A 12,775-nucleotide genomic window follows, 5' to 3' on the forward strand; every position below is an offset into this window, starting at 1 on the left:
TCATCGACCTACTACTTTCTGTCCCGGCGTAAGGCCTTTTACAATCTCCACATCCGTCGAAGTTTGCTGGCCGATCTCTACGTCCACTTCCTTCTTGTTGCCCTGGCTGTCAACGACCTGCACATAGTTGCGTCCGGAATAGGAACGAAGCGCAGCCGGCGGAATCGTGACCACATTTTCTTTTCTTTGCGTAACAATGGTCACGCTCAGAGGCGTTCCGCGGTTCAGCCCTTGCGGAAATTCATCCAGCTCTACGACCAGATAGTTGTCGATCGTATCCTTCTGATTGCCTTCGCCGCCGGAAAAGCCGCCGCCGTTGTTATTATTGTTGTTTGCTTGCGGATTCGGAAGCTGCTTCACCTTGCCTTTGTGCTGGCCTGCGGAATTGATATCCACCAAAGCCTCCATACCGATGGCAACTTTCTTCGCGTCATCCGCGCTAATACTGGCTGCTACCGTCAATTGGCTTAAGTCGGCGATGGTCGCGACGGATTCGTCCGATTTGACCGTGTCGCCTTTCTTCGAAGTTACGCTGACGATCGTGCCGCTGAACGGAGCGAGCAGCTTCGCCTTGCTGACCTGCGTCTCCAGCTTGCTGAGATCCTCGCGTTTCAGTTCAAAATCGATCTTCGCCTGCTCGATCGCCTCCGGCGTCATTTCATCGGCCTTGCGCAGCGTTTCGATCATCGTTAGCTCATCGCGCCTCGTTTCGAGCCGTTTGCGCTTCAAGCTGCTGTCCAGCTCCGACACGTCCAGTTCGGCGATCGGCTGCCCCGCTTCAACGGTATCCCCGCTTTTCACGAGGACGGCGCTGATCCGTTTGGCGTTCATATCTTCCGAGAAAAATAATTTCTCCTCCTTCAATGCCATCATACGGCCGCTTCCCCGGACTTTCGTTTCGAGCGTAGTCGTCTTCACTTCGTACTCGGGCTTTTTGGAAAGCTTGGGAGGGTTGATCGTCGGCAGCGCCTCCTCTTCCTGCTCTTTGGGCAGGAGCGAACAGCCGGAAGTCAGAATTAATGTTGAACATAAAAGCATTGCGGCTATGGGCTTCATCTTCCGGTTACGAGACGAATTTCCCGTCAACCATTTCGTAAACATGATCGGCAACCTCCAAGATCGTAGGGTCATGAGTCGTCATACAAATCGTTACCTGCTCCGTCGCGATAATGCTGCGGAAAACGGACATGATCTGCGCGCCCATTTGGGAATCCAGTTCTGCGGTCGGCTCATCCGCCAAAATGAGCGAGGGCCGGTGCGCAATCGCTTTGGCAATAGCGACGCGCTGCTGTTCGCCGCCGGACAGCTCGAACGGGCGGTGATGCATCCGTTTGCCGAGTCCGACCAGTTCCAGACAGTGCGTCACGCGCTGCTTCCATTGTGAACGAGGCACGCCCGCCATGCGCAGCGCCAGCTCCACATTTTCCCAAGCGGACAATAATGGCATCAGGGCAAACGACTGAAAAATGAAGCCGATTTCCTTGCGGCGGATCATCGTTCGCTCATCGTCGCGCAGGCTGTGAAAAGGCTGTCCCTGAAAAAGGATTTCGCCCTCATTCGGCTGATCCAGCCCGCCGATCAAATTCAGCAGCGTCGTTTTGCCCGACCCGGACCGTCCCTTCAGCATCACCAGCTGTGTGGGCAGAAGCTGCATTTCAATGCCTTTGAGCACATGCAGCTTCTGGTTCCCGACTTGAAAAGAACGCTCCACGCGATGAACGGTAAGCAGCGGTTCCCCCGATCTTTCGGGATTGGAAGGCGATTGTTCTGGAAGCGGACTATGTGCGGATTTGCTGCGAAACCAGCTTGCCAATACTCAAACCTCCCTTTCATTTACAGACTGTATGATAAAATAGACGGCGCATCGTTTTAAAAAGTTTCACTGAAACTGAAAATTTACTGAAAGAATACAGAGTGCTTTGGAAAGGCCGTATTTTGCGGGAGCGCAGCTCTCTTAATCTGCTAATCTCGAAAAATAGTTCCCAGAAAAAAAATTAAAATAATAATAGAAATAAAAGTGAACAAAAAGGAAACGACTACTCCTTTCAAAAACGAAAGGCCGTTTGAAGCGGCGCCGCGGCTCAGCTCTTTGACCCCGACGACGATTAATGAAGCCAGCATGACTCTTGTAGCGAATCTCAACACTTTCAGCGCGTATTCGCCAAATGATAGAGTCGCTACCGTGTAGCCGCTCATGTACGTAACCGACTCCGTATTCGAAAAATAAGCGATGGCCAGCGACAAGCCCAATAAAAAGCTGTACAAAGCTGTTTTGAGCAGTTTTTTCTCTATGGTTGTTCCCCCCTTTTTGCGCGCATACGCTCAACAAACGGATTATACCATAATATGGTATCTCATGCACCTCTTTACTATTGAGAGATACGTGATAAAAAACCTCTACAATATAAAAAAACCTCCACAATATATGGCTTATATGGGATATGAGGCGGCTTGCAGCCCCAGGCTAGGGGAAAACCTGCAAAAGTGCAGGCTTTTTCCATGAAAATGGCCTTTTTGGCGAAAAACCTGCGAAAGTGCAGGAATTTTCGACGAAAATGAGCTTTGAGCCCCTACGCCGGCGAAAAGCCTGCACAATTGCAGGAATATTTCATCCCCGACTCTCGACAAGCAAAAAAACTGTATTTTTGCAGGCTTTCATCGTTCAAAACCAGTCAGTAGTGTGAGCGGTTCTGGCAGGTGGGTTTCTCGGGCAGCCTGGAGGCTGCCCCAAAAACGTTCGCAAAATATGGGAACAGCCCAAAAATCGAGCAAAAGGACCTCAAATTCCACTGCCAAGTGGAGAATGAGGTCCTTTCTTTAGGTGAAATTTCGAGGCAAAGTGGGGCAGTTTACCCCGGAGCTCTCTCTAAACTCTCATTTATTCAAAAATGTCTGTAACCGCGCCTTTGGAGGCTGATGCAACCAATCGGGCATATTTGGCGAGCACGCCCGATGATACTTTGAGTGGAGGCTGTACCCATGCTTGCGCCCGCGCAGCCAGCTCTTCCTCTGTCACCTCAAACGTAATCTGTTGCATTTCACTATCGATGGTTACGATATCCCCGTTCTTCAGCAGCGCGATGGGTCCGCCTACTTGTGCTTCAGGAGATACGTGGCCGACCACGAACCCGTGCGAGCCGCCCGAGAATCTGCCGTCCGTCATAAGCGCGACCTCTCCTCCGAGCCCTTTGCCAACAATTAGTGCCGTAACCGACAGCATCTCCGGCATACCCGGTCCACCTTTCGGACCGCAATAGCGGATGACCAACACATCCCCTTTTTGAATCTCATTTTTCAGAATGGCTTCGGTTGCGGCCTCCTCGCTGTCATATACTTTCGCCGGTCCGACAAAACGCAACTTTTTCATACCCGACATTTTGGCCACAGCTCCTTCGGGTGCGAGGTTGCCTCTGAGCACAACCAGTGGTCCGTTCGGCTTCAGCGGTTTATCCAACGGGCGAATGATCTCTTGACCTTCCCGCAAAGAATCCGCCGCCGCTAAATTCTCAGCCAATGATTTACCGGTTACCGTCAGACAGTCCCCATGAAGTAGTCCCTCTGCGAGCAGAAGCTTCATTACACCTGGAATGCCTCCGATATCGTTCAAATCCTGCATGGCATGTTTGCCGCTCGGTTTCAGGTCGGCCAGATGGGGAACACGCAGACGTATCCGCTCAAAATCATCCAATGTTAAATCCACACCAACCGAATGTGCAATCGCAAGAAGATGCAGAAACGCATTCGTTGAACCGCCCAAGGCCATGACAACCGTAATTGCATTCTCGAACGCTTTCTTCGTCATGATGTCTTTTGGATAAATATCCTGCTCAAGCAGCGATATGACCTGTCTTCCCGCCTCAGCGCATTCCGCTGCTTTGTTTGGTGAAATCGCCGGCGTCGAGGAGGATCCCGGCAGGCTCATCCCCATTGCTTCTGCAGCGGCGGCCATTGTATTAGCCGTGTACATTCCGCCGCAAGAGCCCGGACCCGGACAAGCGCTGCATTCAACCTTGTGAAGCTCTTCATCTGTCATTTTTCCATCATGATATTTGCCGACGGCCTCGAAAGCAGTGACGATATCGACTTTCTTGCCATCGAGCTCGCCTGGTTGAATCGTGCCGCCGTACACGTAGACGGAAGGAATGTTCATCCGGCCGATCGCCATGAGGCAGGCAGGGGTGTTCTTGTCGCAGCCGCCTACCGCAACCAGGCCATCGAAGCGCTCCGCCCCCGTAACGATCTCTATCGAATCCGCTATGGCTTCACGGCTTGGCAATGAGAACAGCATGCCTTCGTGACCCATTGAAATGCCGTCCGATACCGTAATCGTATTAAAAATAAGCGGTGCCCCGCCATTCTCCCGTACCCCTTGCTTGGCATGCACAGCCAACTCGTTGATGTGCATATTGCACGGGGTCACCTCACTCCACGTGCTGGCTATACCGATCATCGGCTTCTTGAAATCCTCATCGGTAAAACCGACAGCCCGCAGCATCGCCCTGTTCGGCACCCGATTGACACCCTCGCTTATAACCTTGCTGCGAATACGCAAATCTTTGCTTTCTGCCATGATCCCTTCGCCCCTCTGCTTAGAGTATTCCGTGCAGTTCCTGCATCGGACGTATAAAATTCTGCTTCATCATCGCATGCGCCCGATCACTATCCTTCTTCTCGAAAGCATCAATAATCGAATCATGCTCATCGACTGAAGCCTGTGTCGCGGTGATCGGCTGCTTTAAAAACACGTATTTGAAGCGCCGGATATGAATTTGGAGCGAGGCACTGTAAGAAGCAACATAAGGATTATCCGAAAGCTCTACGATAAGGTTATGAAACTGCTCATCTGCCTCCATCGCTTGGTAAGCCTGACCGCTTTTGATGGCGCTGGCAAAATCCAGATTAATCGCGCGCAGCTGCTCGATCTGCTCCGGTACGATAATTTTCGCGGTCACTTCCGACGCCAAAGCTTGAAGCGCGGCCATCGTCGAATACATCTTGAAAATGTCATCCTTCTCGATGACCGTCACTTTTGTTTCTTTGCCGGGATGGGTCGAGACGAGCCCCTGTACCTCCAATAATTGAAAAGCCTCCCGAATCGGTGTGCGGCTCACGCCAAGCGACTCCGCCAATTCGGCATCGAGGAGCTTTTCGCCCGGCTGCAGCGTTCCATCGATAATCCACCTTTGGATTTGGGACAAAACTCTTTCCTTCGCAGACATTCGCATCGGCGAGACAAAATTTTTAGGTATTGGCATTGTCATCCTCCTTCGTTATTTGTTTAGTTATATGCAATATATCGCATATATATATTATTGGCAAGGATTATTTCATAAGAGGTATCCCTTAGTCCAAAAATGGAAATGCTGCCGATGACAGTCTAAAGCTTCTCCAAAAACGCCCCCTCATGCCGGCAGGAAAACCGCCTTGCCGCGGGGAAGTTTAATAGCGGGAACGGAATGCTTCCGATGCCAGTTTTTCTGGCGAAAAACTTTAAGCTTATGCTTCCGATGCCAGTTTTTCTGGCGAAAAACTTTAAGGAGCGCTGCCTCATGATCGAATCTTTAATCACTTATTTTGAACAGCAGAGGGATCGGCATATAGAGGAGTTAATGCAATTCCTGCGCATTCCGAGCATTAGCGCGGTTGCGGAGCGCCAGCCCGATATGCTGCGCTGCGCCGAGTGGACTGCGGAGGCGCTGCGGCAAGCGGGCCTGGACAACGTCGAGATCATGCCGACCGGCGGCCACCCCGCCGTATATGCCGACTGGCTTCATGCGCCGGGAGCACCTACCGTGCTCATTTACGGACACTACGATGTCCAGCCTCCCGAACCGTTGGAGCTGTGGACTTCGTCCCCGTTCGAACCCGTCATCAAGGACGGCAAACTGTATGCCCGCGGCAGCACCGACGACAAAGGCCAGTTGATACTTCATGTAAAAGCCATCGAAGGCTTTTTGCGCACAGAGGGAAAGCTTCCGGTGAATGTGAAGTTTTGCATCGAGGGCGAGGAGGAAATTGCCAGCAAGCATTTGCCGGCTTTTGTCGAGAAGTACAAAGACAAGCTGTCCGCCGACGTTATCACTTTGTCGGATACGCAGATGCACGCCCCCGGCCAACCGGCGCTTATGTACGGCCTCCGCGGACTGGCCGGCGTGGAAATTACGGTGGAAGGCGCTAGCAGCGACCTACACTCCGGACTTTACGGCGGCGCCGTGCAAAATCCGATACACGCGCTCTCGAAGCTGCTCGGCTCGTTCCATGACGCCGACGGCAAAGTAGCCGTGGAAGGCTTCTACGACAAAGTCATCGAACTGTCCGAGCAGGAACGGGAGTCGTTCAAAAAAGTCGAGCCCGATGCCGGCAAAATTCGCAGTGAATTGAACGTGGACACGTTATTCGGGGAACAAGGCTACTCGTTTTACGAGCAGACCACGTCCAGACCGACCCTTGAAATCACGTCGGTGAACGGCGGTTTTCAAGGCGAGGGCATCAAGCCCATCATCCCGAACCGGGCGTCGGCCAAAATCGCCTGCCGTCTCGTCGCCGCACAGACGCCGGACGAAATTATGAATGCGATGGAAACGCACATCGCAGGGCATACGCCTCCCGGCGTCAAGGTCGTCATGAGCCGTCAATTGCGCGGCAATCCGTTTATAACGCCGATTGACCATCCGACCATGGTCGCCGCCGCCGAAGCTTACGAAGCGGCGTACGGAGCATGGCCCGTATATACGCGCAGCGGCGGGTCGATCCCGATCGTTGAAGTGTTCGGCCGGCTTTTGGATGCGCCGGTCGTCATGCTCGGCTTCGGGTTGCCTGGGGAAAATCTGCATGCCCCTGACGAGCATTTCCATCTCGCGAATTGGGATAAAGGGCTGGAAACGATTTCGCGCTTCTGGCTGAAACTTGCCGAGTCCGGCAAATCCGGCAAATAAACCGCATCCCGGCGAAAGGAGATTCCCGTGAGCATACAAGACTATACGATCCGCGATGCATCCCTGGAGGACCTTCCGGAAATCGTTCGCATTTACAATTCCACCGTAGCCGGGCGGATGGTAACCGCCGATACGTCGCCGGTGTCCGTGCAAAGCCGCGAGCCGTGGTTTCACGAGCATGCCCCCGGCTTCCGGCCGCTGTGGGTGTTGGAAAGCAGTGAGAACCTTTGCGGTTGGCTCAGCTTTCAATCCTTTTACGGCCGCCCTGCCTACAACGCTACTGCCGAAATCAGCATTTATATCGACGAAGCTTGCCGCGGCCGCGGCATCGGGCGCAGCTTGCTCCAGCGTGCGATAGACGCTTGTCCGGGACTGCAGCTCAAAACATTGCTCGGCTTCATCTTCGGACATAACGAACCGAGCCTGAAGCTGTTCCGCAGCTGCGGCTTCGAGACTTGGGCCCATTTGCCGGGCGTTGCCGAACTGGACGGCGTGGAACGGGATCTCATCATCCTCGGCAAACGAGTCGGCTGACAAAAACAAAACGCGTATGATCCGTCAACCTCTCTAAACTTTGACGATGATCATACGCGTTTTTTTAATTATTCGCTTACAACAGCCTCCGCTTCAATTTCGACCAGGAGACGAGGGTCAATGAGCGCCTTGACCTCCACCATCGTTGCCGCCGGTTGAATATCGCGGAAACTTTCGCCGTGCGCCCTGCCGATTTCCTCCCACAAAGAAATATCCGTCACAAACATTCTTGTACGTACGACATCGGACATTTGAGCGCCAAGCTCCTGAAGGGAACGCTCAATAATTTGCAAAATGCACTTCGTCTGCTCATAGGCGCTGCCGACTCCAACGACTTCGCCATCTCTCATCGCCGTCGTTCCCGCCACCTCAATCCTGCCGCCTACGCGGATTGCCCGGCAGTAGCCGACCCGCGGTTCCCAAGGCGAGCCCGAAAATACTTGCTTGCGCATCACGCCGGCTCCTCCTCCCTCCATCATTATACGTATGAGGCCAGTTTCTGCTGCAGCGCGCCGCTAATCGGCACCATAGGCAGCCGCACTGCGTCCGATGCGATAAGCTCCTTCTGGGCCAGCAGCCATTTCAGCGGCGCAGGATTCGGCTCGGCAAACAGCAGCCGGATAAGCGGAAGCAGTTCCTCAAACAGCCGTTTGCTATCGGCAAGCCGGCCTTCCCTGAAATGGTTGTACATGTCGACAAAACGGTCCGTTTCCACGTTCGCCGAAGCGCTCATAGCCCCCTTGGCCCCGCAGCACAGAGCGGCAAACAGATTCATATCGTCTCCGCACAGCACCGGTTTGGAACCAAGCCGCGAAAGCTCGGACACAAGATGAATCCCTGGAGTGCTGTCTTTCATGCCGATAACGCCATCGATCTCAAAAATGGTTCGTACCGTATCGAGCTCCAGCGCAACTCCGGTGCGATACGGAATCTCGTATACGATGACAGGCACGCCAACCTCCGCGACGCGGCGAAAATGCTCAACGATGCCCTGCTGGCTCGGCCGGTTATAATACGGAACAACGACAAGGGCCGCGTCTGCGCCCAGTTCTCCGGCTTTTTCCGTCTTTTTCACGGTCGAAGCCGTATCGTTGGTGCCTGTCCCGACGACAAGCGGCGCGTTCGTACCCGATGCTTGCCGTGCGGTTTGCGCCGCAGCAAACAGGAGTGCAAGCTCTTCCTCCGATATCCCCGGCGACTCTCCCGTCGTTCCGTTAACGATCAATCCGTCGATGTCATCCTCGAACAACTGGTATACCAAATTGTAAAAAGAAGCCACATCCACCTCCCGCTCATCGTCAAAAGGCGTAACAACAGGTACATATATGCCTTGAAGCTCTCGTTCAGTCAACATGGCGAACAACCTCCGAATAGTTAATTTTATCGTTACTTCACTTTAGCATGGAACCTTTCATCACTGTTAGCTATAATAAATGATAACGCTCATCAAAAATATTGATAATACGAGGTGGCCGGCATGGACTTAACTTATTTTCGGACCTTCCGCGAAGTGGCAAGGAAAAAAAGCTTCACCCGGGCAGCCGAAGAACTCGGCTACGCGCAATCCAGCGTGACGATGCAGATTCAAAAGCTGGAGCGGGATTACGGAGTGCCGCTTTTTGAAAGATACGGACGGCAGCTGAGGCTTACGCCTCCGGGCGAAAGCTTGCTGAAGCTCGCCGTGCAAATGCTCGATCTCTACGACCAGTCTAAGGAAATGATTGCCAGGCAAGTTAACGGCGCGCTGACGATCGGCACGATCGATTCCTTGGCCGCTTATTATTTGCCGCCTTATTTGCACAAATTCAAACAGCAATTCCCCGGTTTAAGCATCCAACTTTTGCCGGACGATGAAACGTCGCTGATTGCGAAAGTAAAAGAGGGCGATTACGATGTCGGGCTCATCCTCGACCAATATCCCGCCGACACCCAGCTTCGCTGCATCAAAGTTCGGGAAGAACCGCTCGTGCTGGTCGCCCCTCCCAGCCACCCGCTGGCGCTGGCTGAGCAGGTTGCGCTGGCCGATCTTGGGCATAACGAATTTATCGTCACGGAAGAAAGCTGCATATACCGCAACTTGTTCGAAAAGCTGCTGAAAGACCAGAGCATCCCTTTTCGCATCGGATTTGAGCTGGGCAACCTGGAAGCGATCAAGCAGTGCGCCATGAACGGGCTAGGCATCGCCCTGCTGCCCCGGATCGCCGTGGAATCCGAACTGGCACGCAAGCAGCTTGCCGTCATCCCGATCGCTCATCCGAATTTAAGCGTGGACCTGCAACTGCTCATCCACCCCAAAAAATGGATGTCCCAAGCGCTGCAAGCTTTCATCGACATGTTGTCGGCGCCTCAACCAACCTAAGCTCCGCTGCTGGCTGTAGCTGCCTCCGAAACGCTCAACGGCTGCCGGCCACCAGCAGCCTATTCCTCTGCGGGCTGTAGCTGCTGCCGAAACGCTCGACGGCTAGCGGCCACCAGCAGCCTTTTCTGCTGCGGGTTGTCGCTGGGTGGTCGTGGTCGACCGGCGTCATGCCGCGCAACACCGCACGCAGTGCGATCGATCCGCGTCATGCTCGGGCCGGCACAAACAGCCTGTAAGGACGCTTCCCGAGTTCTCCGCCCGAGTTGAGAATTGTTATCATTTCAATACTCGCATCATACCCCAAAAAAAGAAACTTATCAACAACCAGGTTGCCATAAGTTTCTTTTTTCTTTATGCTTTTTTGAGCGTCGACATGCGTCGGCGACACAACGCGCGCCTGAGATTTGCGGGCGTTGAGAAACGGCTTCGCCTGACTGGAGCCGCATCGTAATCGCATCCCCCGCCCGCCCTCGCTTGTTGGTAAGATGTACATTGTCGGCTTTAACTGCGGGAAGGCACTCTATCCCCACCCAATTAGAACGGCCCAGCCGTTTGAAAAGAGGCATAGCTCCAGCAAAACCTGCAAAAGTACAGGCTTTTTCGATGGATACGGCTCGTTTGGAGGAAAAGCCTGCGATTGTGCAGGAATTTCCGACCAAACTGGCGCTAACCCCGTATATGGGCGAAAAAAACTGTACTTTTGCAGGAATTTACCACGGCAAGCTCGTTAATACGAAAAAAACTGCACTTTTGCAGGAATTTTTCGCGGCAAGCTCGTCAAAGTGCTAAAAGCACTACTTTCTACAGGATAATACCACGACAAGATCGTCAATGCGCAAAATGCTCCGCGTTCTGCAGGAATTTACCACGGCAAGCTCGTCAAAGCGCAAAATGCTCCACTTTATACGAAAATAGACACAATAGACCTGAATTATTTTCATTCTGTGGGGTGATGTCCACGACGTCATGGGGGTTTTTGCAAGAATATTGCGCGACAAACTCGTAAATGCGAGGCTCATTCTACGTTGCCAGACCAATTAGGCCTTAACGAGCAAGTATTAATCCGGTGCGCGCCAAGCCACAAAAAAAGAAGCTCTCCTTTTCGAAAAGGTAGAGCTTCCCGGCTTTGTGCAATTATACACGAATGTCGATGCTGCTCCCCAAGTGGGGGGTGACTGAAGCGGCGGCCGCCGCAACTTGCTGCTGGGATTTCGCGAAATCTTCCAGCATCACGCTTGCTTGCGCCGTTTGCGTATTATTGATTTTTTTCAGCAGCTGCAGTCCGACTGCTTGCTGCAAAGCATTGCCGCTTCCGACCGCGGATAGCGGGGCATTTACGCTCATAATCTTCCTCCTCTCACCGTTCGGTAGCTGGCTGGCGTACGGCTGCAAGCCGATTAGCCCCTGTAGCTTTGCGTCAGACGCTTTCGCGCCGTTTGCCGTTTCGCAGATGTCAGGCAGAACTTTGCGCCCCTTCAGTATAGGCCATTTATCCTAAATCGTCAATTTCTGCGCAAGATTACAGTCCGAATTGAGCCGGATTTGCCCGCCAGGAGCGGAGGAGTTCCATGTCTTCTTCTTTGATTGCTCCTTGCTCCAAAGCTACTTCAAGCAGCTTCGTATAATTGGAAAGCGTATGAAGCGGCATTCCGGCTTCCCGGAAAGCGTCCGCCGCCTTATCCAATTGATAGGAAAAGATCGCGAGAACGCCCAATGCTTTCGCCCCCGCATCGTTAACGGCCAAAGCCGCTTTCAGCGAGCTTCCGCCGGTTGAGATCAGGTCTTCGATCACGATGACTTGCTGACCGGGCTTAACAGTCCCCTCGATCAGGTTCTCCTTGCCGTGGCCTTTGGCTTTGTCACGGACGTATATCATGGGCAGGCCCAGCTTCTGTGCGACCCATGCCGCGTGAGGAATGCCGGCAGTCGCCGTGCCGGCGACCACTTCGGCTTGCGGAAACTTTTCCTTGATCAGCAGCACAAAACTGTCTGCAATCAGCTCGCGTATAGCCGGATGAGACATGGTCAGCCGGTTATCGCAATAAATCGGCGACTTGAGGCCCGATGTCCACGTAAAAGGCTGCTGCGGGCGAAGCGTTACCGCTCCTATCTCCAATAATGAGGAAGCAACTCGCTTCGCTATCGTTTCAAGCTGACTCATGTTCTCTCACACCGTTCCTTTCGAATGTAGGGGCAGGCCCGTCAAAGCGCGACGGAGGCGATGATCGACTCCATCGCCGCTCTGGGATCGGCCGCCGCCGTAATCGGGCGGCCGATCACGACAAAATCGGTGCCCTGCGCGAACGCCTCAGCCGGCGTCATGACGCGCGTCTGGTCGCCGATATCGGCGCCCGCAGGGCGAATGCCCGGCGTTACGGTGACGAATGCGTCACCGCACGCCGCTTTGATTTGCGTCACTTCAAGCGGTGACGCAACGACGCCCTGCAGCCCAGCCGACTGCGCCAGGCGGGCATAGCGAAGCACGGCCTGCTCGACAGTGCCTGTCAGGCCGATTTCTTCGTTCAGCACCTGCTGGCCGGTGCTGGTCAGCTGGGTGACGCCGATGACAATCGGGCGTCCCGCTCCCGGAGCGAGGGCTTTGTCCACGCCCTCGAGAGCCGCTTCCATCATCCGCTTGCCGCCGGCTGCATGGACGTTGAACACATCCGCGCCGAGGCGCGTAATGCTCTCCGCCCCGCCCTTCACCGTGTTCGGGATGTCGTGCATTTTCAAATCCAGAAACACTTTATAGCCTTTATCCTTCAGACCGGCTACAAAGCCTGGGCCCGCAGCGAAAAACAGCTGCATGCCCACTTTCATATAGCAAGGGATGCCTTCGAGCTGCCGCAGCAGCTCCTTGGCCCCTTCGGCTGTCGGGTAATCAAGAGCGACCATAATCTTTCCGGCAACGTCCGTACGAGTGTAGGTACTCATTCGCACTCACCGC

Annotated in this window: 14 protein-coding genes and 1 riboswitch; of the genes, 4 read left to right on the forward strand and 10 right to left on the reverse strand. The window is 53.8% G+C overall.

Features of this window, described 5'->3' with window-relative positions:
• The 5 genes from AC3G2T_RS10725 to AC3G2T_RS10745 all read right to left on the reverse strand — a co-directional run bounded on the left by AC3G2T_RS10725 (window position 1) and on the right by AC3G2T_RS10745 (window position 5,255).
• Window positions 1-1,101: an efflux RND transporter periplasmic adaptor subunit gene (locus AC3G2T_RS10725; protein ID WP_488435432.1), complete on the reverse strand. Its 1,101-nt coding sequence runs from the start codon at window positions 1,099-1,101 to the stop codon at window positions 1-3.
• A complete protein-coding gene (locus tag AC3G2T_RS10730; RefSeq protein WP_474684981.1) occupies window positions 1,064-1,729 on the reverse strand; it encodes an ABC transporter ATP-binding protein in 666 nt (221 codons plus the stop codon). Before AC3G2T_RS10730 ends, AC3G2T_RS10725 begins: the two co-directional genes overlap by 38 nt.
• A gap of 233 nt (window positions 1,730-1,962) precedes the next feature.
• Entirely contained in the window at window positions 1,963-2,265 is a 303-nt protein-coding gene (locus AC3G2T_RS10735; protein ID WP_474684870.1) for a hypothetical protein, read from the reverse strand.
• Between the two features lie 613 nt (window positions 2,266-2,878).
• Complete coding sequence (gene ilvD, locus AC3G2T_RS10740) at window positions 2,879-4,570, reverse strand: dihydroxy-acid dehydratase (protein ID WP_474684391.1); 1,692 nt, start codon at window positions 4,568-4,570, stop codon at window positions 2,879-2,881.
• Between the two features lie 19 nt (window positions 4,571-4,589).
• Complete coding sequence (locus tag AC3G2T_RS10745; RefSeq protein ID WP_488435433.1) at window positions 4,590-5,255, reverse strand: GntR family transcriptional regulator; 666 nt, start codon at window positions 5,253-5,255, stop codon at window positions 4,590-4,592.
• 294 nt (window positions 5,256-5,549) lie between these two features.
• Here AC3G2T_RS10745 and AC3G2T_RS10750 point away from each other — a divergent pair, with 294 nt between their 5' ends.
• Both AC3G2T_RS10750 and AC3G2T_RS10755 read left to right on the forward strand, forming a co-directional pair.
• The gene (locus AC3G2T_RS10750) at window positions 5,550-6,935 is read left to right on the forward strand and encodes a dipeptidase (RefSeq protein WP_488435434.1); all 1,386 of its coding nucleotides are present in this window, start codon (window positions 5,550-5,552) and stop codon (window positions 6,933-6,935) included.
• Between the two features lie 27 nt (window positions 6,936-6,962).
• A complete protein-coding gene (locus AC3G2T_RS10755) occupies window positions 6,963-7,469 on the forward strand; it encodes a GNAT family N-acetyltransferase (RefSeq protein WP_488435435.1) in 507 nt (168 codons plus the stop codon).
• A gap of 68 nt (window positions 7,470-7,537) precedes the next feature.
• On the opposite strand, the gene AC3G2T_RS10760 is transcribed toward AC3G2T_RS10755, so the two are convergent.
• Window positions 7,538-7,924, reverse strand: coding sequence for a RidA family protein (locus tag AC3G2T_RS10760; protein WP_474684395.1), 387 nt, complete (start codon window positions 7,922-7,924; stop codon window positions 7,538-7,540).
• 23 nt (window positions 7,925-7,947) lie between these two features.
• Complete coding sequence (gene dapA, locus AC3G2T_RS10765; RefSeq protein WP_488435436.1) at window positions 7,948-8,823, reverse strand: 4-hydroxy-tetrahydrodipicolinate synthase; 876 nt, start codon at window positions 8,821-8,823, stop codon at window positions 7,948-7,950.
• 123 nt (window positions 8,824-8,946) lie between these two features.
• Here dapA and AC3G2T_RS10770 point away from each other — a divergent pair, with 123 nt between their 5' ends.
• Together AC3G2T_RS10770 and AC3G2T_RS10775 are read left to right on the forward strand one after the other, a co-directional pair.
• The gene (locus AC3G2T_RS10770) at window positions 8,947-9,828 is read left to right on the forward strand and encodes a LysR family transcriptional regulator (protein ID WP_488435437.1); all 882 of its coding nucleotides are present in this window, start codon (window positions 8,947-8,949) and stop codon (window positions 9,826-9,828) included.
• A gap of 492 nt (window positions 9,829-10,320) precedes the next feature.
• Window positions 10,321-10,617 carry a hypothetical protein gene (locus AC3G2T_RS10775; RefSeq protein WP_474684398.1) on the forward strand — a complete coding sequence of 99 codons (297 nt, stop codon included), beginning with the start codon at window positions 10,321-10,323 and terminating at the stop codon, window positions 10,615-10,617.
• A 345-nt stretch (window positions 10,618-10,962) separates the two neighbouring features.
• Here the strand turns inward: AC3G2T_RS10775 and AC3G2T_RS10780 are convergent, their stop codons facing one another.
• The 3 genes from AC3G2T_RS10780 to pyrF form a co-directional block, all read right to left on the reverse strand.
• Window positions 10,963-11,172 (reverse strand): putative motility protein, encoded by a 210-nt coding sequence (locus AC3G2T_RS10780; protein ID WP_488435438.1) that lies wholly within the window; start codon window positions 11,170-11,172, stop codon window positions 10,963-10,965.
• Window positions 11,173-11,191: 19 nt separating this feature from the next.
• Window positions 11,192-11,279: riboswitch (cyclic di-GMP riboswitch) on the reverse strand.
• 68 nt (window positions 11,280-11,347) lie between these two features.
• On the reverse strand, window positions 11,348-11,989 hold the full coding sequence (gene pyrE / locus AC3G2T_RS10785) for an orotate phosphoribosyltransferase (protein WP_474684400.1): 642 nt from the start codon (window positions 11,987-11,989) through the stop codon (window positions 11,348-11,350).
• 41 nt (window positions 11,990-12,030) lie between these two features.
• A complete protein-coding gene (gene pyrF, locus AC3G2T_RS10790; RefSeq protein ID WP_488435439.1) occupies window positions 12,031-12,762 on the reverse strand; it encodes an orotidine-5'-phosphate decarboxylase in 732 nt (243 codons plus the stop codon).
• Window positions 12,763-12,775: the final 13 nt, after the last annotated feature.

The organism is Paenibacillus sp. sgz302191 (assembly GCF_057749925.1).